Annotated in this window: 18 protein-coding genes; 5 read left to right on the top strand and 13 right to left on the bottom strand. The window is 58.1% G+C overall.

The window, feature by feature from the left end:
* Window positions 1-409: 409 nt before the first annotated feature.
* Both SH661x_RS18895 and ruvX read left to right on the top strand, forming a co-directional pair.
* Window positions 410-3,853 carry a pyruvate carboxylase gene (locus tag SH661x_RS18895; RefSeq protein ID WP_437224776.1) on the top strand — a complete coding sequence of 1,148 codons (3,444 nt, stop codon included), beginning with the start codon at window positions 410-412 and terminating at the stop codon, window positions 3,851-3,853.
* A gap of 92 nt (window positions 3,854-3,945) precedes the next feature.
* Complete coding sequence (ruvX, locus tag SH661x_RS18890; protein WP_437224774.1) at window positions 3,946-4,443, top strand: Holliday junction resolvase RuvX; 498 nt, start codon at window positions 3,946-3,948, stop codon at window positions 4,441-4,443.
* Here ruvX and SH661x_RS18885 read toward each other — a convergent pair.
* Entirely contained in the window at window positions 4,415-4,798 is a 384-nt protein-coding gene (locus SH661x_RS18885; protein ID WP_437224772.1) for a diacylglycerol kinase family protein, read from the bottom strand. The two genes, ruvX and SH661x_RS18885, sit on opposite strands and share 29 nt — an antisense overlap.
* A gap of 5 nt (window positions 4,799-4,803) precedes the next feature.
* The gene (locus tag SH661x_RS18880; RefSeq protein WP_437224770.1) at window positions 4,804-5,532 is read right to left on the bottom strand and encodes a sulfite oxidase-like oxidoreductase; all 729 of its coding nucleotides are present in this window, start codon (window positions 5,530-5,532) and stop codon (window positions 4,804-4,806) included.
* A 132-nt stretch (window positions 5,533-5,664) separates the two neighbouring features.
* Between SH661x_RS18880 and recJ the strand changes: the two genes are divergently transcribed.
* Complete coding sequence (recJ, locus tag SH661x_RS18875; RefSeq protein ID WP_437224768.1) at window positions 5,665-7,458, top strand: single-stranded-DNA-specific exonuclease RecJ; 1,794 nt, start codon at window positions 5,665-5,667, stop codon at window positions 7,456-7,458.
* A 146-nt stretch (window positions 7,459-7,604) separates the two neighbouring features.
* Here the strand turns inward: recJ and SH661x_RS18870 are convergent, their stop codons facing one another.
* The 9 genes from SH661x_RS18870 to SH661x_RS18830 all read right to left on the bottom strand — a co-directional run bounded on the left by SH661x_RS18870 (window position 7,605) and on the right by SH661x_RS18830 (window position 19,452).
* Window positions 7,605-7,787 (bottom strand): hypothetical protein, encoded by a 183-nt coding sequence (locus SH661x_RS18870; protein WP_437224765.1) that lies wholly within the window; start codon window positions 7,785-7,787, stop codon window positions 7,605-7,607.
* A gap of 452 nt (window positions 7,788-8,239) precedes the next feature.
* The gene (locus SH661x_RS18865) at window positions 8,240-9,232 is read right to left on the bottom strand and encodes a 3'(2'),5'-bisphosphate nucleotidase (RefSeq protein ID WP_437224762.1); all 993 of its coding nucleotides are present in this window, start codon (window positions 9,230-9,232) and stop codon (window positions 8,240-8,242) included.
* A gap of 84 nt (window positions 9,233-9,316) precedes the next feature.
* A complete protein-coding gene (locus SH661x_RS18860; protein ID WP_437224760.1) occupies window positions 9,317-10,576 on the bottom strand; it encodes a sulfate adenylyltransferase in 1,260 nt (419 codons plus the stop codon).
* 292 nt (window positions 10,577-10,868) lie between these two features.
* Window positions 10,869-12,005, bottom strand: coding sequence for a bifunctional diaminohydroxyphosphoribosylaminopyrimidine deaminase/5-amino-6-(5-phosphoribosylamino)uracil reductase RibD (ribD, locus tag SH661x_RS18855; RefSeq protein ID WP_437224757.1), 1,137 nt, complete (start codon window positions 12,003-12,005; stop codon window positions 10,869-10,871).
* A gap of 94 nt (window positions 12,006-12,099) precedes the next feature.
* On the bottom strand, window positions 12,100-13,233 hold the full coding sequence (gene proB / locus SH661x_RS18850; protein ID WP_437224755.1) for a glutamate 5-kinase: 1,134 nt from the start codon (window positions 13,231-13,233) through the stop codon (window positions 12,100-12,102).
* Between the two features lie 138 nt (window positions 13,234-13,371).
* Entirely contained in the window at window positions 13,372-13,932 is a 561-nt protein-coding gene (locus SH661x_RS18845; RefSeq protein WP_437224753.1) for a hypothetical protein, read from the bottom strand.
* Between the two features lie 231 nt (window positions 13,933-14,163).
* The gene (locus SH661x_RS18840) at window positions 14,164-15,201 is read right to left on the bottom strand and encodes a DUF1573 domain-containing protein (RefSeq protein WP_437224751.1); all 1,038 of its coding nucleotides are present in this window, start codon (window positions 15,199-15,201) and stop codon (window positions 14,164-14,166) included.
* A 744-nt stretch (window positions 15,202-15,945) separates the two neighbouring features.
* The gene (locus SH661x_RS18835) at window positions 15,946-17,322 is read right to left on the bottom strand and encodes a serine/threonine protein kinase (protein WP_437224749.1); all 1,377 of its coding nucleotides are present in this window, start codon (window positions 17,320-17,322) and stop codon (window positions 15,946-15,948) included.
* A 135-nt stretch (window positions 17,323-17,457) separates the two neighbouring features.
* Window positions 17,458-19,452, bottom strand: a complete 1,995-nt coding sequence (locus SH661x_RS18830) for a hypothetical protein (protein ID WP_437224746.1) — start codon at window positions 19,450-19,452, stop codon at window positions 17,458-17,460.
* A gap of 438 nt (window positions 19,453-19,890) precedes the next feature.
* On the opposite strand from SH661x_RS18830, the gene SH661x_RS18825 reads away from it, so the two are divergent.
* Window positions 19,891-20,916, top strand: a complete 1,026-nt coding sequence (locus tag SH661x_RS18825) for a hypothetical protein (protein WP_437224743.1) — start codon at window positions 19,891-19,893, stop codon at window positions 20,914-20,916.
* Between the two features lie 42 nt (window positions 20,917-20,958).
* Here the strand turns inward: SH661x_RS18825 and SH661x_RS18820 are convergent, their stop codons facing one another.
* Window positions 20,959-21,663 carry a 3-keto-disaccharide hydrolase gene (locus tag SH661x_RS18820; RefSeq protein WP_437224741.1) on the bottom strand — a complete coding sequence of 235 codons (705 nt, stop codon included), beginning with the start codon at window positions 21,661-21,663 and terminating at the stop codon, window positions 20,959-20,961.
* 261 nt (window positions 21,664-21,924) lie between these two features.
* Here SH661x_RS18820 and SH661x_RS18815 point away from each other — a divergent pair, with 261 nt between their 5' ends.
* Window positions 21,925-23,202: an acyltransferase family protein gene (locus SH661x_RS18815; RefSeq protein WP_437224738.1), complete on the top strand. Its 1,278-nt coding sequence runs from the start codon at window positions 21,925-21,927 to the stop codon at window positions 23,200-23,202.
* Between the two features lie 240 nt (window positions 23,203-23,442).
* Here SH661x_RS18815 and SH661x_RS18810 read toward each other — a convergent pair whose 3' ends face one another.
* On the bottom strand, window positions 23,443-26,604 hold the full coding sequence (locus SH661x_RS18810) for an efflux RND transporter permease subunit (RefSeq protein WP_437224736.1): 3,162 nt from the start codon (window positions 26,602-26,604) through the stop codon (window positions 23,443-23,445).
* Between the last annotated feature and the right edge of the window lie 39 nt (window positions 26,605-26,643).

Here is a 26,643-nt window from a genome sequence, read left to right as displayed (position 1 = left end):
CGAATTCAACTCTGAGTTGCTGCCCCGCTGATGATTCCATATGAGTGACCAACAGGCTTTGAATCCTCTGAAACACGAGACACTTCCACGATCTCATTCTGTTCACTGGCAGCTGAGAACTGATTTATTCGCATCATTCGCACAATTCGCGGTTTTGCATCTCTCTGTGAGTCCGTGGTAAAACCAACCTTCCTCACAGCCGTAAATCCTGCGTAAACGGTTGATCTTACCGCTGGGAGCAGCGACATTCGTGTGCTCAGCGCGTGCTGAACATCGGGCGCCTTGTTCCGAACTCTTCCCCGCGATAATTTTTGAAGCTGCGCTGGTGTAAGCTGTTGTCGAGTCAGTCGATCCCGACTGATGCGTTCCGCTTTCTTTGACCTGATTTGCCCCCGGATTTGCAGTTTCCATGAAAAAGTTCAAAAAGCTTCTCGTCGCCAACCGCAGCGAAATTGCCATCCGTGTCTTTCGAACAGCTTCGGAACTCGAAATCCGCACTGTGGCGATTTACGCCTACGAGGACCGCTTCGCCCTGCATCGCTTCAAGGCGGACGAGGCGTATCAGGTCGGCAAGCCGGGCGAGCCGATCCGGGCCTATCTCGATATCCCGTCGATTATTGCCGTCGCCAAGGAAGTGGGCGTCGACGCGATTCACCCCGGTTACGGATTCCTTTCCGAAAAACCGGAATTCGCGAAGGCCTGTGAAGAAGCGGGAATCACATTCATCGGTCCGCGTGTTGACCTGCTGGAGAATCTGGGCGACAAAACCGCAGCCCGCCGGATTGCTGCACAGGCAAAAGTCCCCGTGCTGGCCGGGACCGAAGACCCTCTCAAGAACGCTGAAGAAGGTCTGAAGCTCGCTGAGGAACTGGGCTATCCCGTTATTTTGAAAGCGGCACACGGCGGGGGCGGTCGCGGAATGCGAGTCGTGGAATCCGCCGACAAGCTCGCAGCTTCCTATGAATCCGCCCGTCAGGAATCGCTGACAGCATTCGGCAGTCCCGACATCTTCATCGAAAAATACATTCGCCGGGCCCGACATATTGAAGTGCAGCTCCTGGGAGATCAGCACGGAAACCTCGTCCACTTGTACGAGCGTGACTGCTCGGTCCAGCGACGCCATCAGAAGGTGGTCGAGATCGCACCGGCCGTCAATCTGGCTCCGGAAGTCCGTGATGCCATCTGCGAAGCTGCCATCCGGATCGGTCGTGAAGTGAATTATCAGAACGCCGGGACGGTCGAATTCCTGGTCGATGCCGATACTCAGAAATTCTTCTTCATCGAAGTGAATCCGCGAATTCAGGTGGAACACACGGTCACCGAAGAAGTGACGGGCATTGACGTTGTCCGCTCGCAGATCATGGTCGCACAGGGGTACAAGCTTGAAGATCAGGAGATTGGAATCCCGTCACAGGACTCGGTCCGGGTGAACGGTTTTGCACTTCAGTGCCGCGTGACGACGGAAGACCCGGCCAACAACTTTGTGCCCGACTACGGCCGCATCGCGCACTACCGTTCCGCAAGCGGAATGGGAATCCGGCTCGATGCGGGAACAGCGTTCTCCGGAGCATTTGTCCATCCGTACTACGATTCCCTGATGGTGAAAGTGACCGCGCGCGGTCGACGATTCTCCGAAGCGGCCCGCCGGATGGACCGCTGTCTGCGGGAGTTCCGCGTGCGCGGCGTGAAGACGAACGTGCCCTTCCTCCTCAACGTGCTGGAACACCCCGATTTTCTGGCGGGCAAGTGCACGACAACGTTCATTGATAACACGCCAGAGCTGTTCGATTTCCCCCGTCGTCGCGACCGCGCGACACGTATTCTGCGATACATCGGCGAGACCGTGGTGAACGGCAATCCGCTGGTGAAAGGGCGTCCTGTCGCCATTCGCCGCAATCCGGCGATCGTGCCGAAGTACGACGTCACCCAGCCTCGTCCTCAGGGGACGCGCGATAAGTTCAAAGAACTGGGAGCCGAGAAATTCAGCCAGTGGATCAAAGATCAGAAGCCGCTGCTGATCACTGATACCACTTTCCGCGATGCTCACCAGTCGCTGCATGCAACGCGTTTCCGGACCTATGACATGGTGCGGGTGGCGGAAGCGTATTCGTATCTGCTGCCGGAACTGTTCTCACTGGAAATGTGGGGCGGAGCGACATTCGACACCTCGATGCGTTTCCTCAAGGAATGCCCTTGGGATCGTCTGACATCGATGCGGGAGCAATGTCCGAACATCCTCTTCCAGATGCTGCTGCGGGCGTCCAGCGCGGTCGGTTATTCAAACTTCCCGGACAATCTGGTGAAGGAGTTCGTCAAGGAAGCCGCCAGCGCCGGGAACGACGTGTTCCGGATTTTCGATGCTCTGAACTGGGCTGACAATATGCAGGTCGCCATGGAAGCGGTCTGCGAAGCGGGTGCGATCTGTGAAGCGGCGATCTGCTACACCGGCGATCTGCTCAACCCCAAACGGACAAAGTACGACCTGAAGTACTACGTCACTCTGGCCAAACAGCTGGAGAAGATGGGGGCTCATATTCTGGCGATCAAAGACATGGCCGGTCTGTGCAAGCCGGAAGCGGCTCAGCTTCTGGTGAGTACGCTGAAGCAGGAAGTGGGACTTCCCATTCACTTCCATACGCACGACACCGCTGGCATTCAGGCGGCTTCACTGCTGCTGGCTTCAAACGCCGGAGTGGATATCGTCGATGCCGCGATGGCCCCCATGTCCGGCGGAACGTCGCAGGTGAACCTCAACACGCTGTGCGAATCGCTGCACCATCAGACGCGCGATACGCATCTGAACACGCATGACCTGGATGCAGTTGCCGAGTACTGGCGAGGCGTCCGCGAGTTTTATCTGCCGTTCGAAAGTGTTGTGCTTCCGGGCACGGCCGACCTGTACAACCACGAAATGCCCGGCGGGCAGTACACGAATCTCTTCGAACAGGCTCGCGCGCTGGGAATGGCGGACCGCTGGCAGGAGATCTGTCAGGCGTATGCGGAAGTGAACGAGCTGTTCGGGGACATCGTCAAAGTGACCCCGACGTCCAAGGCGGTCGGGGACATGGCCCTGTTCATGGTCGCCAATGAGCTGACCCCCGCTGATCTCATGGCCAGCGATCGCGAACTCGCGTTTCCGGAATCGGTCATCGACCTCATCAGCGGGGCGATGGGACAGCCTCCCGGAGGGTTCCCGCAGGCGGTCAAGCAGCGGATTCTCAAAGGGGGCAAAGAGTTCCTTGAACGACCGGGAGACACTCTGCCGCCGGTCGACTTTGAAGCGGTGGCAGCGAAGCTCGAGCCGATTCTCAATCGCAAACCGACGAAGCGGGAAGTCCTCAGCTCGGTGATGTATCCCGGCGTCTTCAAGGATTACGCAACCCATCGAAAAGACTATGGCGACACCAGCGTTCTGCCGACCCCCGTGTTCTTCTTCGGCATGCAGTCGGGAGAAGAATTCGCTTCGGATATCGAACCGGGCAAGACGCTGTTCATCAAGTTCCTGGCGACCGGCAGTCCGCATCCGGACGGTACACGCACGGTCTTTTTCGAACTGAACGGACAGCCGCGTGACGTCACGATCGACGACCGTTCCGTCGAATCGTCGATCCAGAAGAACATCAAGGCCGATTCGACCAATCCAACGCATGTGGCGGCCAGCATGCCCGGCATGGTGGTCTCCATCGCGGTTCAGCAGGGGGACAAAGTCACCAAGGGGCAGAAGCTGCTTGTCGTGGAAGCGATGAAGATGCAGACGACGCTCAATGCCGAACGAGAAGGGACGATCGGACAGCTGCTGATCAAGGCTGGCACACAGGTCGCCACCGGCGATCTGCTGCTCACGATTGAATGATTGCCCAGGACCAGACAGTTCCGAGAGCGAAGCGAGATCCGCTTCGCTCTCTTTCCATTTCAGGTGACAGGGCACCCGCTACAATCGAACTCATGGAGCACTCCGTCCCCCCTTCCCCCCCGAATTCCTCGTGTCTGCCGACCACAGGTCGGCTGCTGGGAGTCGACTTCGGCACGAAGCGTGTGGGACTTGCCATCTCGACGGCCGATCAATCGATCGCGAGCCCGCTGGAGATTTATTCCCGCTGCAATGACGCGGTAGATGCCCGTCACTTCAAGACGATTCTGGAAGACTACAACGTGCGGGGAATCGTTGTAGGCCTTCCAATTCACGTCAACGGCACGGAAGGTCAGAAGGCCAAAGAGGCCCGGGCGTATGGAAAATGGCTGGCCGGGATCTCAAAGCTTCCCGTCGACTTTCACGATGAACGCTATACGTCCGCCGTTGCCGACGACTACATGCTCGAAGCGAATCTGACGCGCGAGCAGCGGAAGAAGCGGGTCGACATGATCGCAGCCCAGATCCTGCTGCAATCCTTTCTCGACCGTCGCCAGCCACCCGCTACATCGACTCCAATATCAGAAGAATGATCGGCCGGCCCAGAAGGATCATCCCGATGGCTGCTGCCATGCAGGCGGAGATCAGAACCGCACCTGCGGAGATATCTTTCGCCTTTCTCGCCAGCTCGTGATGCTCCGGGGAGACCAGATCGACCACCGTCTCAATGGCGGTGTTCAGCACTTCCACCGCCATCACTCCCCCCATACAGAGAATAAGCAATGCCCATTCCACGAGCGGCAGCTGCAGCCACGCAGCCAGGGCGATGACGATCAGCGTCATTACCAGATGGATCTGCATGTTTCTCTGTTCGAGAACGGTTTCGCCGATCCCACGAATGGCGACCTGAAAACTTTGAATGAACGGAATGGGAGGACGCTGTCGCATTGGACTTACTCTTCTCCCCAGGAATCGACAGCTCCGAGGGGGCGGCCTCTGGACCAGCCGGCATCGTCTCGAAATCGCTCTCCATCCTGATTGTTGTCGTTGACGACCCAGGGATCACCGTGCATGTGGTACCCTTCCTGCTCCCAGAATCCGGCCCGGTCTTCCGCAATCAGCTCGATGCTCCTGATCCACTTGGCACTTTTCCACGCGTACAGCCTGGGGATAATCAACCGCACCGGTCCGCCGTGATCCGGGTCAAGCGGCACCCCGTCATGACGGTCCGCCAGGAGCGCATCCTGCACGTTGAAGTCGGCCAGCGGCAGGTTGGTAGACCACTCTTCATCGTACCCGGTCGCGACGACATACCTTGCTGCGGGGTCGACTCCCGCCTGATCGAGGAGCCACTGCACGGAGACCCCTTCCCAAAGGTTCCCCAGTCGTGACCAGTGGGTCACACAGTGAAAGTCGGCGAAGACCTGCACGCGTGGGAGTTTTTGAAACTCGGCCAGTGTGAACGTCAGGGGATTCTGGACCAGACCATGCAGCCGGAACTGCCAGCGATCCAGATCAATCTCGGGAACCCCACCCGCGTGCAGGACAGGCCATTTTCGAGTCCGCACCTGCCCGGGAGGAATCCGTACGTCGCGAAGCGTGTCCGCACTGATGATCACCCCCGGCCCGACGGTGTTGGCATCGGGAGGAGAGCCAGACTGATATTTCGGGTCATCGTGCATGGAATTCTGCGATTCGTGAACACATGGATTGTTCAGCTGCACACTTCAAGTGTGCGCGAAACGGAAGACTCACCGCTTCCGGTCTGCTATGATGTCATTTCAGAAAGAAATCAGCGAGGGAAGAGGAATTCAATGCCGCGACACTGGAGGTTTGCGACTCACGATCGAGCCGTTGTCGCCCGTTTGGCGAAGGAAATGTCCTGCTCGCCGTTGCTGGCCCAGGTGCTGGCTTCTCGCGGAATTGAAAGCGGTCTGCAGGGGGAACAGTTTCTCTCCGCGAAGATGACCGACCTGCACCTGCCGGACCTGCTGCCGGGTGTCGCTGAGGCTGCGGATCGAATCGTCGCTGCGTTTCGGGCGAATCGTCGGATCACGATTTACGGCGATTACGACGTCGACGGCGTCACCGCCACGAGCATTCTCTGGCACTGTCTGAAACTGGCGGGGGCCACGGTCGATTACTATATCCCCAGCCGCATGGAGGAAGGGTACGGGCTCAATCTGGAAGCGATCCGGACGCTGCATCAGGAAGACCCGCAGCGACTCGTGGTCACCGTCGACTGCGGAATCTGCAGCGTTGCTGAAGCGGCCCTGGCTCGGGAACTGGGCCTGGAACTGATCATCACCGATCACCACACGATGGGGGAGACTCTCCCGGAATCGGTGGTGAATGTTCATCCGCGACTGCCGGGGGGAAGCTATCCGTTTCCTGAACTCTGCGGGGCGGGGGTTGCGTTCAAGCTGGCGTGGGCAATCTGTCAACGACTGGGAGATGGCACCCGCTCTTCTCCGCGTATGAAAGCCTATCTCATTTCGGCAGTCGGACTGGCCGCCATGGGGACAGTCGCCGACGTGGTTCCGCTGGTCGGTGAGAATCGAATCCTGGTTCGCTTCGGGTTGAAGTCGCTCGCGGAGAGCACGATTCCCGGGATCGAATATCTGATGAAGATCGCGGGGATTGAAAAACAGCGTACTCTGGTCGCCGAAGACATTGGATTTTCACTCGCTCCCCGGATCAATGCCGCTGGTCGTCTGGGGCAGGCGCGGCTGGCAGTCGAGTTGCTGACGACGGAGAACCGTCAGCGGGCGGCGCAGCTTGCCGACTACGTGGATCAGCTCAACAAGAACCGGCAGACGGTCGAACGGAAGATGTACAAGCAGGCCAAGGAGCTGGTCGAAGCCAATCCGGAGTGGGCGGACCACGCTGCCCTGGTTCTCTCGCATGATGAATTTCATCCCGGCGTGATGGGGATTGTCGCCAGTCGCGTGGCGGAGAAATATCAGCGTCCCACGATCATCATCGCTTTGAACAGTGAAACCCGCACCGGGCAAGGGTCCGGGCGGACGTTCCTCGATTTCAACCTTCACTCAGGACTGCATGCCTGCAGCCATCTGCTGGAAGGGTTCGGAGGCCATCGGGCTGCAGCGGGACTGCGAATTCATGCGGACCGCATTGATGAGTTTCGCCTCGCATTCGCGCAGCAGGCAGCCCTTGGACAGCTGGGGGGAGAAGCAGCCGAACCTGAATTGCGTGTCGACGCCGAGGTCTCGCTGCACGATCTCACAACGCGCGCGGTTCACGAACTGGAACGGCTTGGACCGTTCGGAGCAGAGCACAGGCGACCGATTTTCAGCGTGAGTCGGGTCACACTGGCGGAGCCCCCTGCGACGATGGGTGGAGGAGGCCGTCATCTGGCGTTGAAGCTGAAGGATGGCGAGCGCATCATCCGCTGTGTGGCGTTTGGAAAAGGAGACTGGGCAGAGGAACTTGCCAAGGTCTCCGGTCCGCTCGCATTCTGCTTTTCCGCGAATATCAACCACTTCCGCGGTTACGAGTCGGTCGAACTGCATCTGCATGACTGGCGGCCGGCAGAGACGCCGACAACGTCAATTCACGCCATCCCGGATGTGTCGACTGCGGTTTGAATGGAAAACTCGAGACGTCGACTAACGCAATCGCTCACGCTTCGTGCTCTGACGTGGAACTCACTGGCGACAGACGGATCAAGGCAACGATTCCGAGAACGTTGCAGGAAGTGATCGACTGAGTCGTGGATGTCGTCAGAGCAGCTTTAGCGGTGGTGAGAATCACCCTGCTCGTGATCCTTGCGGCGCATTTCGTCCAGCACCACCGGATGCCAGGAACGGTTCCGTTCGCCTTGCGGTGCATAGTTATGGCGTGCCCACGTTCGCAGACGGATTTCTTCGACAAAATCGAGATCTTTGGTTGATTCCAGCATGACAGAACTGTCCATCAAAATCTCCTCAAACGTGGAATTTCACCCTCTCGGGATCCGTACTTGGTACGCTGTGTCTTGAGACGACATCCAATTTAACAAAGAACCATCGCGTTCTTGCGATTTTACCGCTGGCGATTCAGCTGCTACGCTACCAATCTTGCTACTGGCCTTCAAGCAAATTTTTGCATCCGGCACTCGAATTTCAGAACTGTCCGAGGCTTATGAAACTGGCCCGAACAGGCTGCTTGCCAGCAAACTTCCCTGGACTGCTGAAGCAGGGCGGAACCGGTGAATCTGGAGGGTTTGCGGGAGTAATCCCCCCACCCCGGCTCTCGTCGGCAAATGCACTCGCAGATTTCTTCGGCATTTTCTCTTCGTCACGTGAGAAAAGTCGAAATCGGCCCGGTTCGATAGGAAATCAGTTTTCTCGATTCCGGCGGTTTATTGGTTTCTCTAATGCTGCAGTTTCAAACGGGCGGCTGGGAAAGTGATTTCAAGGCTGCCAGGACGGTTTCGTGCAGCAACCCGTTCGTGACGACCACCCCGCGATTCCGACGAAGCGTCGGGCCGACGGAGAAATCGAGGGGCAGGCCGTCGACATCCGTCACGCGTCCACCCGCCTCTTCCACGACCAGCACGCCGCCGGCATGGTCCCAGATGCGTTCTTCGTACCCGGGCCGCGTCGGGAGCCGCAAATAGATATCGCCGTCTCCGTTTGCCACCGCTCCGTATTTCGCCTGGCTGTCCATCCGCACTGGAGGGGCCACGATGCCCAGCTTCTCGAGAATGAGGGCCGACTGATCGTGCGCACTGTGTCCGGACTCGACAGATTCGCACATGCGAGCCTGAGCAGGATCAGCGACGGAGGAGACGTGCACTCGCTGCGGCTCGGCATCCGGGGTATCGAGCGGAACGGCCCAGGCTCCTTCGCCGCGAATCGCCGAAAAGACGACTCCCGTTTTCCCATCCCAGGAGAGGTTGGGACAGGCGAGAGCGGCCACTTCGATCCGCTTATCAATCAACAGAGCCAGCGACACGGCAAATTGTTCCTTGCGGAGGAATCCCTTGGTGCCATCGATCGGGTCCAGCGTCCAGTACCGTGATGAGCTGGCATCGTGGTTCCCGGCATCGATCCAGTCCAGCATCTGTTCCGGACGGGCCTCGATGCCGATTTTTTCCAGTTCAGAAACGATCCGGTCGCGGAACATCTGATTCTCTGGCGAACGCAGTTCGGCTGCATCTTCTTCCCCGACAATCGGATCCTCGGGAAACGCGTCTCGAATCAGTCGGCAGATGATCGCCTGACTGGCGTAGTCAGCGATGGTGACCGGAGATTTGTCCTTCTTCTCCAGTGCGTCCCCCGCCAGCGTGGCCTGCACGTTACGGCAGATTCCTGACGCGGCCACGACCCCGGAGACCGCCACCTGACGCGCGTGTTCGTATTTTCCGGACGACTTCATTTTTGTACCTCGATAAACAGTTTCGCCACACACGCAAGGTGTGTGGCGAAACGAATCTAAACAGTCACTGACGGGCCGTTGAGCTTACTGCTTCATCGCAGCAGCAAGCACGCGGGAGGTGGACTCACGCATGATGCGGGGGTCGACCATTTCACCACGCAGCAGCGTGTTGCGGACGTCTTTTCCGGAGATGAAGACGGGCTTTTCGTCCTTATGGCGTTCCATGAGGTCGACGCGTCCCATCGAATCGTAGTAGGCTGCGAACCCGACGTTGACCGGCTGAATCAGCAGTTCGCCGTTCAGCTTGCCGAACAGTTCCTGAGCGTCGAAATCGCCCCAGATGTTGCTGCCGTCGGCGTACGGGACGTCGGCGTGCTTGCGGCCGATGACGATATTGGTGTAGCCCATGTTCTGCCGGTAAATGGCATGCATGATGGCTTCTTTCGGACCGGCGTAGAACATCTTGATGTCCAGTCCCAGCAGCTTGACGCGATCGGGAACAGACTCACCCCGGTTCTTCCAGAGTTCGACGTCGCTGTCGCCGTCGCCCATCTGGCGCTCGGTGATCAGACGCTCGTACGTTTCCATGCGGACGGCGGCGTTGACGTCGTCGCCCTTGGTTTCCCCGATCAGCGGGTTAAGCACAGCTCCAGCGTTCTTGCCGTCTTTGAGCAGCTTTTCGAGTGCGTAGACGAGTGCGTATTCGTGAGCACGGTGCAGCGGATTGCGGGTCTGGAACGCAACGACCGCGTCCCAGCCGGTCTCTGCCAGCAGCTTGCGGACTTCGCGCGGGGTGAGGACGTACTGGCCGAACTTCGGATTCTTCGGCTGCGGAAGTGCCTGAATCTTACCGCCGACCAGGTAGGCCTTCTCTGCATCCGGGCCTTTGAGCAGCATGTCTGCTCCGGCGTGATCCAGACGGCCGGTCCCGTAGACGCTGGCCAGGTACTTGCACTTGTTCCAGACGAAGATGTCGGAGAGTTCCAGCGTTGCGATGATGTCCCCTTCAGGAGTGGTCAACGCAACTTTTTCTCCGACTGCCAGGGTCTTGGCGAGTGCGGATGTGACGGGAAACGCAATGGGGATCGTCCAGGCGTACTTTTTGCCGTTGTGCTCGATGACGGATTCATCGAGGACGCGGTCGTAGGTCTTGCTGTCCATGGGGCCGGTCAGCGGGCTCAGGGTGCCGTCTGCAAAGCGGTAGACGCTGGAGACGTCGGCCGAGGAGAGAGGAACCTGCTTGAGAGTGGCTGCTTCTGCGCGGAAGGTCTCGCGATTTGCTTCCGGAACCGTGCAGCACACCGGTTCGCTCAGTCCACCATGGGGTTTGATCAGATCAGCCATCTTGTTACCTCGTTCAATAAAAAAGTTGTTCTCGTCGTTTTCTTGGCCGGGACGTTATATCGAATCCGGCGTGCCGGAAAGGTCAGCTTACGATCGCCCTGAGAATGGGAGGGCGGCTGTCACCTGCACGCCAGCCATGCGGCATACTCTGATTCAGGGACAGATTCGATGCGGTATAGAGCAAGGAAAACCTCCAAGTCAAGACGGCGGAGGGCCGGGAAGGTCCGGAGTTCTCCCTCGGCCGGGGTTTTCCGCGAAAACGGGCGTTTTTCGCTGCCAATTGCGGGAGAGACTATTCTCGATTTGTGCCAATCCGTCCCCGGATGTAGACGTCGCCATCCAGAATCTGCGTGACCGGGTTGATCAGGCGTCGTGCATGGGCCATGAGATCGACCCCCTCTCCTCCGACGGGACCCGGGGCTTGCTCCCCGCCGACCAGCCGGGGGGCGATGAAACAGTGCACTTCATCGATCAAATTCTCATCATGAAAGCCGCCCAGGATCCCGCTCCCCGCCTCCAGCAACACATTGGTGAATTTTCTCCGCCCCAGCTCCTGCAAAAGTGAGGAGAGATCACAGCGGCCGTTCGAGTTGGATTCTGCCACCCAGACTTCTACACCGGACGCCTGTAATGCCTGGAGACGTGGTGAATCGGCCCGCGAAGTCACGACGGCCAGCACCGGCCCCTGATCGACGGTTCGCACGAGTTGAGAGTTCAGGGGCAATCGAGCGTCTGAATCGAGAACGATCCGGGTGGCGATACGTGGTCCGGCCGGACGGGCGGTTAACAGGGGATCATCGGCCAGAACCGTTCCGATCCCGGTGATGATCCCGTCCACGCGGCCTCTCAGCTGATGCACGAGAGCTCGCGATTGTTCATTAGAAATCCATTTCGAGCTGCCGGTACGGGTGGCAATCCTGCCATCGAGCGTCATCGCCCATTTCGCATGCACGAAAGGACGCTTGTTATTCATCAGCATCTGGAACGGGGCGATCAGCTCACGGGCCTCTGCCTCGCACAGACCGATCTCAACGTCGAGTCCGGCCTTCCGCAGAATCTCGACGCCGCTCCCTGCTCCATGAGCTGCGGGGTCGGACGTTGCGATGACAACCTTGCGGATCCCGGCCGCGATCACCGCATCGGTACATGGCGGGGTCTTGCCATGGTGGCAACACGGTTCGAGCGTCACGAAGATTGTTGCATTCCTGGCGGCTGCCCCGGCACGTCGCAGCGCCATGACTTCGGCATGCGGACCGCCAAACTGCTCATGGCACCCTTCTCCGAGCAGTCGCAACTGGTCATCGACAACGACCGCACCGACGCAGGGATTGGGTTCGACTCGCCCCTGCCCGGTCCGTGCGAGTTCCAGCGCCCGCTGCATCACAGCGACCTTGTGGGGAAACGGACGATCAGAATTGACGTTGATCACGTTCCGTCGTTTCTCCCTGCAAGCGTGACGATTTTCATCACATGAAAGCCCATAGAATCGCCTGCGGCCCCCGATCAGCCTTTCCGAAACCGCATCAACGTGTGATGCAGAGATTGTCCCGGTGAATCAACTCTTCGTAGACAGCGGCCCCGAGTGTCAATTGAATTTCATCCGTCCGCTTCCGGGCGATGGAGCTGACGGTGGCTGAGTCGTAATTCGTCAGCCCGCGAGCGAATTCGTGGCCATCGGGATCGATGAGCGAAACCAGCTCTCCCTTTTCGAAACTTCCTTCGACGGAGGCCACGCCGATCGGCAGGAGTGACTTCCCTTGATGCTCGAGGGCTTTAACCGCCCCCGCATCCAGCCGCACGCGGCCCCGCGGGGTGACGGTGAATCCGATCCAGCGTTTCCACGCGGGGACGATCCCCCCTTTGGCGGTAAAGAGAGTTCCGACTTCCTCCCCTGCCATAATCTTGTCCAACGTCTGCGGATCACGTCCGTTGGCGATGATCACGCATTCCCCCACTGCTGTCGCCATGCGAACCGCTTCGAGTTTCGTGAACATCCCGCCGGTACCGCGGCTGCTCTTCACATCCTTCGCCAGCCCCATCAGTTCATCGTCCCAGTGATCGACCAGCGGGATCTTCTTGGCATCCGGTGAGGACGGATCGCCGTCGTACAGGCCATCTACAACGGAGAGGATCACCAGCAGAGGGTTCTGCAGCAGGTTGGTCACCATGGCTGCCAGACGGTCATTGTCGCCGAATTTGATCTCACGGACGCTGACAGTGTCGTTCTCGTTGATGATCGGGACGACGCCGTAATCAAAGAGCGTGTGCAATGTATTCCGGACGTTCAGATACCGGTCGCGATGTCTGAAATCGTTGGCTGTCAACAACAGCTGGGCCGCGTGATAGCCATGTTTCTTCAGGGCGTCGTCGTAGGTTCGAATCAGATTCGCCTGGCCGGTCGCGGCGGCCGCCTGCAGATGCGGGAGATCCTTGGGACGACCGCTCAGCCCCAGCAGGCCGATTCCGGCTCCGACTGCTCCGCTGGAGACCATGACCACTCTTCTTCCGGTCTGGCGAATGCGATGAATCTGATCCGCCAGGCCAGCGATCCGATCGACATCCAGCCGGTCATCGTCGCGCGAAAGGACGTTCGTCCCAACCTTGATGACCACGGTACGGGCCGAGTTAATGACCTCCTGTCGAACCAGACTTTTCATGCGACTTCAACTTCAGAACGGAATAAGAACAACAAATTGTCTGTCAGAGCACGATGCGTGAGCGAATGCATTGTTCATGAGAAGCAACAGAATGCACTTGCTCACGCTTCGTGCTCTGTCAGGCGTCGAGCTCGAGTGTCAGTCGAGCTTCAGGCCCCCTTTTTCGTACTCCGCTTTCTTCATGGCATGATCTTCCAGAATCACGATGTCCCCTTTCTCATCATCATAGGCGTAGACCTGCCAGCGATAGATCCCTTTCAGCTGGACACCGTTCTGGCGAAGGAGATCCTCAAACTGGGCGAATGAGGGGGGCTTATTGTTGTTGTCCGCTTTGATCACGTTGATCTGGTTCTGCAGGTTCAGCATCTGTGCCTTCGAACCGATGGCGAAGTACCCCTGCGCCGCTGCGCTGACGGGATCACTCGCGTTGATCCGGTTCTGGGTTTCGATCAGGGCGGGGTTCGCTGCCAGGGCCGCCTTCTTGTCCACCAGTTTGGTGTTGTCCATGGGGAGCGATGCTGCCCCTCCCCCGGGATTGGGAGCTGCGGGTGCGGCTGCGGGTGCCCCGGGGGCAGCTGCTTCGTCAGTCTTGGCGGTCTTCTTCGACTCGAGCATGGAAGGATCGATGCAGCCGGCCATGAACGCCGCCGTCATGAGGACCCCCCATCCGAAATTCTGATTCGCCCAGCAAGTACGCATTCGAACAACTCCTGTCCCGGGAAGAATGCCGTCGCAGCGGCATCTGACTGAGATCAGTTGTACCGTGAGTGAACGGTTCTCACCAGATTGTGGAGTTCAGATTCCACGGCGACGGATGCCGGAACACGTGCAGTTTGGAGTCACTGCGTGCGACTGCAAATCGAAAAAGTCCCGGCCACAACTGGGGTGACCGGGACTTTCGGATTCATTCAGTCAGAAAGCGTACGTCAACTATGTTCCGGAGCCGATCTGACCTTCCGCTTTGCAGGTGAGGGGTTCAGCCCGGCCGGAGATGGTGAATGTGAAGTTCTCGGAAAATGGTCCCGGTTTATCCGGTGCGGTCATCTTGAACGGGACGATATGGACCGTCTTGAGTTCCGCGCCCGGCTGCTGCACTTCGAAGCAGTCCGCCGCATCACATTGAATATGCTGGATGGCGAATGGTCGCTTCCCTCTCAGGACAACGCGGAATTCCTTGACTTCACCCGGCTTCAGGTTGCCCAGCGGGAAGACGCCCGAAGGAGCGAACACGATATCCGGTTCGACATTCCCCAGAACCATGACCGGGACTTCCGGTGAATTGACGTCATTGGTGATCAGCCGGATCTGGTCCTGAATGGCACCCATCGGGGCGTTGTCTTTCAGGTTGACTGTCAGTTCGTAACGGACCTGCCCCGGGGCTCGGAAGACTTCCCGGACAGAAGCCTGAATCCGCTCATCGGGAACACGGACTTCATTGATGGCCCAGTCATCGCGGCCAGCGTAAGCAATTTCCAGCTTGCGCTCAGCACCCTGTCCGAATTCCACTGTGCCGAAATTTGCGTTTCCCGGTTCAGGGGAGACGACGACGTCAGAGCGAATGTAGGCTGTGATGGGGACGCGAACGGTTTTTGTGCTCGCCCCCTGCGGTCCGCGGAAGGTCAGTGTCACGTCGACGTTCGAGTCTTTGCGACGCATGAACTTGACGGTGTTCATCTTGATTTCGATTTCGGCTTTTTCACCGGTCTTCAGCAGATTCTTGTTCGGCTTGGCAGCGGTGCAGCCGCAGGTGGTCCCCACGTTGTCGATGGTGACATCTTCTTCGTAGATGTTTTCGACGATCAAAATGGCGCGTGTGTCAGCGCCGCGGGCAACGGTTCCGAAGTCATGTTTGAGTTCGGAAAACATTTTCGTTGCCCAGTTTTCGCCCGTCTGCTGCGCGTGGGCAGCAGACGCGGACAAACAGAAGGCGAGAGCCATTGCTCCCAGTTTACAAGCTTGACTTCTCATGGCTGTCCACTTTCCAGACTGACGGAATCACCTCAGGGGGGTCTCGGATCACCGGGTCCGTGCCAGACGCGAGTGATTGTATCTGTGTCTCTTGAACGCTGCAATTTTTTCTGTCGGAACTCAAAGTCGCTGCAGTTCATCAGCAAGTTTGGTTCCGCTCATCTCGTCCGTCACTGTTCGACTCCTGGAAGCTTCCAGGGCCGCCGGCGTCGTCACCGGCGAATCGGCTTCCGGATCGCTCTCTAACGAAATTCTCCCGGTTGGAAAACCTCGATCCTGAAAACTTGGGCCTGTTCCAGCTCCATGCTGACGCTAAAAGTGGATTCAAATTTTTCGCAACACATTTTCTGGTAGCTGTTTACGGAAATGCTACCTGCGAGGAGCAAGGACAACCCGATTTTCCGCATTCGCCCAAGTTCAAGTCCACCGATGGAGTCGTCGAGGCAATGACCCTTCAACATGCCCCCAATTTGTTGTCCGTTCAACAGAATTCCTGAAAGAGTCCTGGATTCCCATCAAGTCCCGTAACGGACTCCGGGGTCGGCGAAGCTGGCGAACGGGTTCCGGTCAGGTCGACTTTACGCTGGTCGATTGCAAAGCAAGAAAGCAGAACGATTCTGATTCAATTTCGACCACCCTCATCCATCGAGCAGTTGGGGGGAGTTGAATGTTTGGATGTTCCGCCGCAGGTGACCTGAGATCTGGGCGACCCTGGTTGAAGCGTGCGATCACATGCACGAGCGGTTATTCAGGCGACTGTGTCTCAGCGTTCGCCGGGGAATCAGCGCTACTGTCGGCATTCTCAGGCGGCGCATCAGCCGCTTCCGCAGGGGGAGCGAGCGTATAGGGTGAGGAGGATTCGATCACCTCGGGGGCCGGCACATAGGCGCTGATCAGATAACGAATCAGCAGTACGGCACTGATCAGCAGCACTCCCAGCACCATCAGACCCCAGGGGAGGTTCTTGACCGGGTCGCGGGAATATTCCTGCACGTCGAGTCGAACAAGTTTGGCCCGCGGGTCTGACTTCCGTGCGGCCGGGATCTCGGCTCGTGTTTGCATCGAACTGAAATCAGGGTTCTTCGGCGTACGTTTCCGCTGGCTTTTGACTGCATCCCCGACGGCAGAGGTCGTATTGGCCTGAGCGTTCCCGCGTGCCGGTTTCACCGAGACCAGATCGTCGCTGCTGTCCGAATCGAATTCGTCGCCAAACATGGCCAGGAGGTTCGGAGCATCCTGAGTTCGACGCAGGGTGGGACTGCTCAGGTCTTCGAGAAGTTCCGCAGGCGTCTGGTAGCGTTGTTCTTTTTTCTTCGCCAGCATCCGATGGATCACCGCGACAACCGGCTCCGGGACGTTCGAATTGATCCGGCTGGGATCGGGAATCGGGCTGGAGATGTGGGCCGAGATTTTGTTCGTCACACTCCCGTCAGGAAAGGGAGGCTGTCCGGTCAACAGGTGATACCAGGTACATCCCAGCGAATAGATGTCGCTGCGGATATCGGCGGCTTTACTGTTACTGGCCTGTTCGGGAGCCATGTAGTCGACGGTCCCGACCGTGGTGCCGTCGCGGGTGATGGTGGTGTCCAGGGTTTCATCGATGGATCGGGCGAGCCCCATGTCGGTGAGCTTGACGCTGCCGTCGCGGGCAATCATCAGATTCGACGGCTTGATGTCCCGATGAACGATATTGCGCTCGAAAGCGTGCTGCAGTGCTTCGGCCGCCTGCCGGATAATTTCGACAGTCCTCTTCACAGGGATCGGCCCGCGGCGGTTGACCCATTCGAGCAGGTCAATTCCATCGACGAATTCCAGTGCCAGAAACAGGTAGCCGTCCGCTTCTCCCGCCTCATAAACACTGACGATGTTCTTATGCTGCAGCAGGGCGGCAGCCTGTCCCTCGGATTTGAATCGACGAACGAGAATCGGATTGTTGGCGCGATCCTGGGAAAGGACTTTCAGCGCGACAGTCCGTTTCAATTCCGAATCGGTCGCGAGATACACGATCCCCATCCCGCCCGCACCCAGGCGGCGGGAGATCTGGTACTTCCCGATCCGCTTCAGGTCCGCAGGGGGCTGAACGCCTGAAGGTTTGTCAGAAGATGAGGACTCGGAACTCATACAAGCCGGACAATCAGAATCGGAGTGAGCAGATCAGAGTGTTTTTGGCGGCCCGGTAGAATCAGCAGCAATTCTTCCTTTTCCCACACTGCTCAATATAGGGTTCCGAGTTGATGAGCGTCAAAGGCCAGACCTTCAGGGGGCTGCGTGAACGGCGGATTCCGGGGCTTGTTCCAACGATTGCTCCGGCGGTGCGGCATGCATCGACGTGTCGATCGGCTCAAAATTGGCATGCTGAACTTTGGGAAGCACCGCAGGAATCCCTGCGACCGGCTGAATCTGGCCGGTTTTCTTGCTGGCAGGACCCAACTGTCCGGCTGCAATCATCTGTCGCATGGTCGGCAGCAAGGCAAACTGCTGATCCGGGTTCGATTTCGAACTCAAAGCAACGTCATGAATCACGAACTGTTCGCCTTCCTGCACGAGCTTGATTTCCGCCTGAATCTCTCCATCGCTGGTGCGGATCATCGTATAAGCGTCGCCAGGTTGAATCGTCACGACTTCACTGAGCATTGGTTTGACCAGTTGCTGAGCGAGATCCGGGACGTCGCTGACCTGACGCCAGACGATGCGGTCCAGTCCGTCAGCGGAATGACGCATCAGTCCGTTGAGATCCTTACGATGAATCGCCGAGGCAAAGGCATGCACCGTCAGCAACACCTCGAGATTGGCTTTCAGTGAAGTGGGCCGATCCAGGGCTGGCAGGAGCACATCATCCACCACCATCCAGCCGTTCGCCAGATGCATCACGAGCGTCATCGGAGTTTCTCCCTGAATGAGAGTCACTTCGGAAACGTCTCCCCGGAACACGGTCGAGACAATCTCTGGAGTCCCCGGGAGGAGTTGCGGTTCCGGAATGATCGCGAAGTGCGAAGACTCCGGACGGTTCCAGACCCGGTCGTTGAAGCTGGTGGATGAAATCTCTTTCAGCCGGGGAATGTCCCGCTGCACCAGTGCCGAGACATAGGCGTTGGAAATCGCATGTGCGAAGAAGAGTGAAGACATCCGCTTCACGTCCTTCGAACCTTTTTCGAAGATCGTCACTTCGTCGACACGGAATTCCGCCTTCTTGCCTCCGCTCTCTCCTTGTGCGATGTCTTCTTCCCGCAGAGTGACCATATAGGTCTGGGTCTCATCCTTCAGCAGCAGTTCCACCCGTTTGATGGTGGAAGAGCCGTCCGTGAACTGGCGGGCTTCGTAGTTGCTGTCGAGCAGCAGCGGTGTGGGGATGGGGACCTCCTCGAAATCTGCACCGCTCAGGCACTGCTTGTACAAGTGTGCCGAGGAGACCTGCGAAAGGGCTTCACGGTCTTCGCTGTGATAGGCGGTCAGGAACTTCGCGGACTGATCGAGAGCAGCCACCATCTTCATCAGACTGCGAATGCTGGTGGATTCTTTCGACTTCGGTTCGATGGCAAGGTCATTGAGCAGCCACTTGTCGTTTTCATTGGCCAGAGTGAGCAGCAGGCTCCCTTCGGGATGAGGGAGAACCATGTAGGCCATGTTCCCATTGAGGCGCGCGTCCGGCTTGAACGTGCTCTGATTCCCCGGGCCGGCAATTTCCTTGAACATCTGATCGAGCCACTTCGGCGGGAGCGGCTTCAGATGAGACTTCAGCTTTTCATCGCAGAAGGAGAGTTTGTCCTCGGTGTCCGAGCCTCGCCAGCTGATGAGCATTTCACGACAGGTGAGCAGCAGGTCCATCTGCTCGGAGACGGACCGTTCGACGATCTGTCCGTTCCCTGAATCCTGTGTCATGATAATGTCGTCGACGACCCAGCCGCGTCCTTTGCTGCCGCGTGTGAGCAGATATTCAATCTCCCGGGCTTTTTCCTTTTCTCCCACTTTGACCTTCGCCCGGCGCTTGCCGTCACCGACATCCTCGACGGAAACGATTTCGACTTTGCCGATCGGCAGCTTCAGAAGTTTAAGGCCCTTGGCGGAATCGTCCTGCCGCAGGGCCTTCTCTTCGAAGGTTTCCGAGGTGCTGCTTTTGAGCTTCTCCAGGTCCTGTTCCTGCATGCTGACAGCAAAGCGTTCGATAGCGCGCTTGGTGAACAGGCCAGTGCAACCGGGTGCGGCGGAGACGCCCAGGGCAACAGCGATCAGCCAGGGAGAGCGAAGGCTCATGTTGGATCCGAAACTGCTTTGGAGTTGACTGTTCCCGTCCCGGGATGGCCCGCGGGGACGGTGGCATGGAAATGGTAAGGGGAAAATCCGAGATGAGGTCGGGCTTCTCTCATACCGGACGATCCCGGTCAAGATGCGTCAAATGACGATTCCCACGACTTTTGGAGCCATCAGGCACAGTGACTGATGCGTTGAGGCGGTGATTCTTCAGGATTTGCGAAAGAAATCGGTCTTTACAGAGTTGGGGGGATCCTTATACTCCCCGCGCCTTGGGCACCGGCAGGTTTCGCCGAACCCGATCGTTTTCCGAAATCGGCATGCAGATTATGCCGGAGGGAGTTCGCAGGGTTGCCAGTTCCAATGTTATCGACACCCACGTCCCTCCCCGGGGTCTGCGGCCCCACGCCCCTTCCCCACTTCGTTAGACCGAGGTTGGTCATGCGACGACCACTTGCCTGTGGATTTGGAATGATGGCAGGCCTTTGCCTGACATTGTCATCCGGCTGTTACCATATGTATTCACAACCCTATGGATACTCCGGTGCCCCTGCAGGTGCCGTTTATCCGGGGACCATGCAATACCCGGCCGCCCCCATCCAGACGCTGACCCCCGGACAACCGTACACGCCAGGAGCGACCTATCAGGCTGTCCCTCAGGGGACCACGCCGACCTACAACAGCGGGACACTTCAGCCGATCCCTGACAACTCGAACAGCGCTCCGTCCTACGGAACCCCCACGAATCCCGGGTCGAACACCAGCCCGACCACGCCTGACCCGTACTTCAATAACACCAACCTGATGCCGCAACCGGGGATGAATTCAATTCAGCCCACTGGTTACTCAGAGCCAGCCCCTCTGCATCCTCCCGCTGCGGGTCTGCGTGAAGTCCGGTCCATGCCGACCGATTTCGTTCCGGAAGTGGGACAGGCGAGCCCGACTCCGACGGTGAAAAGCGATATGGCAGCTCCCACGCCAGCTGCCGGTCTGATGCCGCTCAGTCCGACCACGCCGCCCCCGGTGGAAGCATTTGCCCCTCCGGTCATGTCTCCCCCTCCGGGAAAGACTGCTGATCCATTTGCGTCAGGATCCGCCAGTTCCAGTGCCATTCCCCCGTTAGAAGCGACTCCAGCGGGAGCGACCTCACTCTGGGATGTCGAAACGAAGAAGGTGGTCACAGCTGACGTTTCCGCGTTCGGACACGATCCGAAATTCCAGTGGCTGCGAGGAGTCGTCAGCAAAGAACCGGAACAGGGAACCTGGAGCATCGTCTACAACGACGCCCCAAATCAAGAAGATCAGTGGGCAGGACACCTGTCGCTGGCTCCCAGCCCCCATCTGGAAAGACTGCGTGATGGGGACGTCGTCGAAATTCAGGGGCAGATCGACAATGTCGTCCGAGATCAACTCGGTAAACCGGTCTACCTGGTGTCGTCTCTGAAGAAGCCGTTCGACAGCAAATAAAACTGCGTCTGACCTGACCCCGATCCTCTGACCTCCGTCCCCTTATTTCTGCTCGTCCGCATCACGCCGCACCCGCAGGTTTCTGAAGCGGACGACGTACCCTTCCGACTGCAGACCCAGCATCCCTTCCTTGAGGTCGCTGGCTTCGTTCACGCAGATCAGTTCTCCGTTCAGACGGGATGAAATCGTTCCATCCTGAAACGTGATCTCCACGGAATTCCACTGATCGGCCGGCAGGCGGACACGCTCGCGAACTTCAGGATGATCGACGGTCTTCAAAGGGGGAATCCCTCCGTTGCCGTTGATGGAGCACATCGTGTCGTACCGCCCCTGCACTTCGAGCGAAACCGGCCAGACCTTCTGCGGTTCCTGAATCGCGATCATGAATCCCGTATTCGCTTTCTCGGGATGGGCGAGCTGCTCGGTCGTCAGGACAAACTGGTAATCTGCCCGCAAGGTGAAGTTTTTGTATTTCTCTTTTGTGTATATGTATCCCTTGGGGACGCCGCTGCAGATGATGATGTCCCCCTCTTCGGTCCAGGTCCCGTCATCTCCCTGAAACGGAATGAACTGGTCGAGTGTGAGTCGCTGGAAATCCACGTCGGCGTCCACGGATGTCTTCAAGGCTGGTTTGCCGATCGGAGTTTCTTCCACGCCCGTTTTCTGGCCGGTCGGGTTTGAAGCAGGTTCGCATCCGGAAAACATCAGTGGCAGCAGACAGAGCAGGCCGACAGAGGCTGACTTCATTCGACAATCCTTTGACCGGGACAGGCAGTAGCACGATGGAGTTTCGGTTCGGGGAATGTTCCGAACTCTCATGAACGTGCATTCTGCGGTCTCGCCCGAAAGCACGCCACCGTGACGGCTCCCGTTTTCCCAGATTCCGCTGAATCGTTCGCGGCCCCGCCCCGCCGGTGCCAGTGCAGGAAATTCCTATCGGCCTGTGAGTTCACATCTGGTAAATAGCTCCTCCGCAAGATTCCACAGCCACTTGACCGCGAGACATGGATGTCAGCGATCCGATCCTCTCAACTGAATTCCCTCGCAGCGCCGCAACTCTCTGGATCGGCTTCCCGGCTTCATGCACTCGACTGGTTACGGGCGCTGGCAGCGGTGATGGTGGTGATGCTGCACGCGGCCATTCCATACATGACCAATCCTCTGCCGGGATTGCGGTGGTCCATTGAACCTGTTGAGCAGAGTGAGATCGTCAACCGGATCGGTTGGGGAATCAACACCTGCATCATGCCGATCTTCTTCCTGATGAACGGCTACTTCGCAGCCCGCCTGCTGCAGCAACGCGGCCCCAAAGCGTTCTTCAGACACCGACTGACAAGAATCGGCGGACCATTTCTGTTCGGACTGGCAGTCATCCTTCCGCTGGATCTGTATGTGTGGCTGCTGGGCTGGGTCAACGCGGGGCTGATTCCGATTCAGAAGATGCGTTCCTTGAAGATTCGGGGTGAACTGGGGGACTCCCTGCACGGAGTTTCTCACCTGTGGTTTCTCGAATATGTGCTCATCTACTGTCTCGCCGCGTGCCTGCTGCATGTCGTCATTCAGAAACTCAGACCTCAGCCGGGAGCCTCACTGAAACTCCCGCGACAACGTCACTCGCTGTTCATCTCCGTGCTCCCACTCCTGTCCGGGATTGTGATCGGTGGAAGCATGCTCTGGCTGCAGCCTCGCATCGTGATCGGATTCCGGCATGGCTGGGTTCCGTTCTGGGAGAATCTGGTTTTCTATTCCATTCCGTTTGCGCTCGGCTGGTTCTGGGAGAAGCACAGCCCCGCTTCAAGTACGTCTCAGAGGCGATGGTTGATACAGGGAGTGCTCGCCGGGCTGGCGTTCCTGGTGCTCTGGCCCGAGCTGCACGGGCATCTTGTTGCGGAATCGATCCCCGTTTCACAGGCCCGCATGCCGTTTCTGTTCGCGACGGTCAGCGTGCTGATGTCCACAGCCTTGTTCGGCGGGGCTCTGTCACTCCAGCTTGAGAGAGCCCCGGCGGCCATCGCCTATCTCTCGAAGGCGTCTTTCTGGATCTATCTGTTTCACCATCCGATTGTGGCCCTCACCCAGGTGGACCTCACCTTGATCACTGCCCCCGCGTTGGTGAAGTTCGTGATCGCCACGGGAGTCACGCTGACGGTCTGCCTGCTGACCTATGAAGGTCTGGTCCGAACGACGCTGCTCGGCCAGTTGCTGAACGGGGCAAGAGACCAGCGGGGAGGAAGGACGCTGCCGACGGAGGAGAGAGCCGTTGGGAGGGAACGCAAGGCGGCGTGAGGCTGGTTGGGGGGACTTGTCATTTGTCATTTGTCATTTGTCATTTGTCATTTGTCATTTGTCATTGGGGATTGGGGATTGGGGATTGGGGATTGGGGATTGGGGATTGGGGATTGGGGATTGGGGATTGGGGATTGGGGATTGGGGATTGCAAAACGCCAAGGCGTTTTGCCAGCACTCAGCACTCAGCACTCAACTCTCAACTCTCAACTCTCAACTCTCAACTCTCAACGCCCCCACCTACTCGTCTTCGCTTCTTCTCGCCTCCTCAACCACCTGCTCAGCTGCTTTGAGCCCCAGCAGCCAGAACAGGGCAGGGTGCACGAAGAAGTCCAGCAGTGTCGAGCTGATCAGACCTCCGAGGATCACCGTCGCAACGGGGTAAAGGATTTCTTTTCCGGGTTCACCTGCCGAGAGCACGAGCGGCACCAGTCCGATCCCGGCTGTCAGAGCGGTCATCAGCACGGGAGCCAGTCGTTCGAGTCCGGCCCGGATGATCATCGACTTCGAAAAGCTTTCCCCTTCATGCTGCACCAGATGCAGATAGTGGTTGAGCAGCAGAATTCCGTTTCGTGACGCGATCCCGCCAAGTGAAATGAATCCCACCATGGCAGCGATCGTCAGCGTCTGTCCGGTCAGAACGAGAGCAGCGACGGAGCCGATAAACGCCATCGGCAACGCCGTCATGACCTGCAGCGACAGGTTCACGGAACGGAACATGGTGAAGAGGACCAGGAACACTCCAACCAGCGTGAGCAGAAACAGAATCCCGATCATCCGGCTGGCGGATTGCTGACTTTCGAATTGACCGCCGTATTCAACGAAGTACCCGACCGGCAGTGATTCCACAACGGGCTTCACGACCCGTTTGATGTCCGAAACGACGTCCACCACACCGCGGTCAGCCACGTTGCACTGCAGGACGATTCGGCGTCGGACGTTCTCCCGGTTGATTGTGTTCGGCCCGCCGGATTCATAGATGTGGGCGACCGCGGACAGGGGAATGCGCCCCCCTTCCGGAAGTTCAATCGTCAAACGTCGCAGTGCTTCCAGGTCTTCGCGGTACTCGTCCCCCATACGAACAAGCAGGTCGAACGTCCGTTGTCCCTGCAGGACTTCGGAAACCACTTCGCCGTTCATGGCGGTCTCGATAAAGTTGTTCACTGCAGCTGGAGTCAATCCATAGAGCAGCAACTTGTCACGATCGAGTTCCATGCGCAGCTGCGGGATCAGGACCTGCGGTTCGACTTGCAGATCGCGGATGCCCGGTACCCCTTTCATCGCGTTCTCCATCTCCTGAGCCTTCCGCCGCAGGACATCGAGATCATCGCCGTAGATCTTGATTCCGATCTGGGCTTTGACTCCCGAGAGCATGTGCGAAATCAGGTGGGCGATCGGCTGCTCGACCGCAGTGACGATTCCTGGGATATCTGCCATCGCTTCGCGGATTTCATCGAGCTGTGCTTCTCGACTTCGCTTCGAATGTGGATCGAGTTCAAGGACGTATTCGCTGGTGTTGACACCTTCCGCATGTTCATCGAGTTCAGCTCGCCCGGTGCGTCGGACGAAGCGAGTCACATCGTCCAGCTCAATGAGTCTCTTCTCCACCGTCTGATTGATTTCCGTTGAAGTGGACAGCGAAGTTCCCGGAGGCAGAAGCACATTCAGCTGTACGGATCCTTCATTGAAAGGAGGGAGAAAGTCTCGTTCCAGATTGAACGCCAGCACGCCGGCAATGAGCACTCCGGCAAGCGTTGCCAGCAGATTGAGCCAGGGGAACGCCAGGCTGAAACGAATGACTTTCTCAGCCACGAACTTAAGTGCCCGCAGCAACGGGCCGTCATGTTCTTCTTTCCCAGCACCGACCGACCCCAGCAGCCAGTAGCTGAGTACAGGAGTGACGGTCAACGAGACAATCAGTGAGCAGAGAATCGAGACGATGTAGGCCAGTCCCAGCGGCGCGAACAATCGTCCTTCCATACCCGAAAGCGCAAACAGCGGAAAGAAGACGAGAATCACGATCATCGTGCTGAAGACGATGGAGTTACGAACTTCGGTGCTCGCTTCGTAAACTACACGGACTGTCGATTTCGGGTGTTCGGCGTGTCGATTCTCCTTGAGTCGGCGGAAGATGTTCTCGACGTCCACGATCGCATCATCGACCAGTTCCCCGATCGCCACCGCCAGCCCGCCAAGCGTCATGGTGTTGATGGACATTCCAAAAAATTTGAAGATCAGGGCCGTCATTGCGATTGAGAGAGGAATCGCTGTCAGGGTGATGAAGGTCGTGCGGATGTTCATCAGAAACAGGAACAGGATGATGACGACCAGAATGCCGCCGTCCCGCAGAGCGTCGACCACGTTCTCGATGGCCCGGTCGATGAAGGACTCCTGTGAATAAACCGGGACAATGGCGATCCCTTCGGGCAGAGACGACTTGAGATCATCCATGGCCCGCATGATGTTCTGTGTGACCAGCCGGGTGTCCGCGCCCGGTTGCTTGTTGATGGTGAGGATCACAGCGGGTCCGCCGGAGAATTCCCCTTTGTCGTTCCGGACGAACGCTGAGCTGTCCCCCCGTTTGATCTGTGCTGCTTCGACGACGCGTGCAATCTGCTGAAGTGCGACCGGACGATGTTCGCGGATCGTGACCACGACCTTCTGCAGGTCTTCAATGTTCTGAATGCGTCCCAGTGCGCGAACGAGCAGTTCATTGGGGCCCTGCTGATCCAGGTACCCCCCGGTTCCGTTGTCATTGCTGTTGATGACCGCCTGTTTCACCTGCTCCAGTGTCACTCCGTATCGGAGCAGGGCGTCGGGATCGACGAGGACTTGAAACTGCTTGCGGCCTCCCCCCATGACGTACACCTGTGAGACGCCGGGCACAGTCAGAATCCGTTGCCGGACCACCCAGTCGGCAATTGTTCTCAGCTCCAGATCCGTTGTGCTCTGTTCCCCTTTCTCCCGGTACATCGCGAGCATGAGGATCTGTCCCATGATCGAGGAGACAGGGGCCAGTTGTGGCTGAACACCGGCCGGCAGACGGTCCTTCACAGCCTGCAGCCGTTCCGTCACGATCTGCCGATCGAGATAGATGTCGGTGTTCCAGGCGAATTCCACATAGATCACGGAGATCCCGACGCCGGAAGAACTGCGGACCACTTCGACGCCGTTTGCGCCGTTGAGTGCTGTCTCCAGCGGAAACGTGATCAACGATTCCACTTCTTCCGGAGCCAGTCCCGGAGCTTCGGTCATCAACACCACGCGCGGCCGGTTCAAGTCGGGAAAGACATCGATCGGCATATGCGCAGCCTGCCATGCCCCGGCTCCCATCACGAAGATGGCGACGGCAATGACGACCAGCCGTTGATGCAACGAAAACCGAATGATGGCGTTGAGCATGTTGAATTCACACAACGGGAAAAATTGCAGATCTGAAAG

It is taken from the genome of Planctomicrobium stercoris (assembly GCF_051465655.1).
Classification (GTDB): Bacteria; Planctomycetota; Planctomycetia; order Planctomycetales; family Planctomycetaceae; genus Planctomicrobium.
The sequence above is the reverse complement of the archived record's forward strand: the minus strand, read 5'-3'. Positions and strand labels throughout refer to the sequence as shown.

Coding starts and splice junctions, on each gene's coding strand:
- SH661x_RS18870 (WP_437224765.1), bottom strand. CDS start 7,787: ATGGACAGTTCTGTCATGCTGGAATCAACCAAAGATCTCGATTTTGTC.
- SH661x_RS18820 (WP_437224741.1), bottom strand. CDS start 21,663: ATGAAGTCAGCCTCTGTCGGCCTGCTCTGTCTGCTGCCACTGATGTTT.
- proB (WP_437224755.1), bottom strand. CDS start 13,233: ATGAAAAGTCTGGTTCGACAGGAGGTCATTAACTCGGCCCGTACCGTG.
- SH661x_RS18830 (WP_437224746.1), bottom strand. CDS start 19,452: ATGAGCCTTCGCTCTCCCTGGCTGATCGCTGTTGCCCTGGGCGTCTCC.
- SH661x_RS18865 (WP_437224762.1), bottom strand. CDS start 9,232: ATGAAGTCGTCCGGAAAATACGAACACGCGCGTCAGGTGGCGGTCTCC.
- SH661x_RS18835 (WP_437224749.1), bottom strand. CDS start 17,322: ATGAGTTCCGAGTCCTCATCTTCTGACAAACCTTCAGGCGTTCAGCCC.
- SH661x_RS18825 (WP_437224743.1), top strand. CDS start 19,891: ATGCGACGACCACTTGCCTGTGGATTTGGAATGATGGCAGGCCTTTGC.
- SH661x_RS18860 (WP_437224760.1), bottom strand. CDS start 10,576: ATGGCTGATCTGATCAAACCCCATGGTGGACTGAGCGAACCGGTGTGC.
- recJ (WP_437224768.1), top strand. CDS start 5,665: ATGCCGCGACACTGGAGGTTTGCGACTCACGATCGAGCCGTTGTCGCC.
- SH661x_RS18810 (WP_437224736.1), bottom strand. CDS start 26,604: ATGCTCAACGCCATCATTCGGTTTTCGTTGCATCAACGGCTGGTCGTC.
- SH661x_RS18840 (WP_437224751.1), bottom strand. CDS start 15,201: ATGAGAAGTCAAGCTTGTAAACTGGGAGCAATGGCTCTCGCCTTCTGT.
- SH661x_RS18880 (WP_437224770.1), bottom strand. CDS start 5,532: ATGCACGATGACCCGAAATATCAGTCTGGCTCTCCTCCCGATGCCAAC.
- SH661x_RS18845 (WP_437224753.1), bottom strand. CDS start 13,932: ATGCGTACTTGCTGGGCGAATCAGAATTTCGGATGGGGGGTCCTCATG.
- ruvX (WP_437224774.1), top strand. CDS start 3,946: ATGGAGCACTCCGTCCCCCCTTCCCCCCCGAATTCCTCGTGTCTGCCG.
- SH661x_RS18895 (WP_437224776.1), top strand. CDS start 410: ATGAAAAAGTTCAAAAAGCTTCTCGTCGCCAACCGCAGCGAAATTGCC.
- SH661x_RS18885 (WP_437224772.1), bottom strand. CDS start 4,798: ATGCGACAGCGTCCTCCCATTCCGTTCATTCAAAGTTTTCAGGTCGCC.
- SH661x_RS18815 (WP_437224738.1), top strand. CDS start 21,925: ATGTCAGCGATCCGATCCTCTCAACTGAATTCCCTCGCAGCGCCGCAA.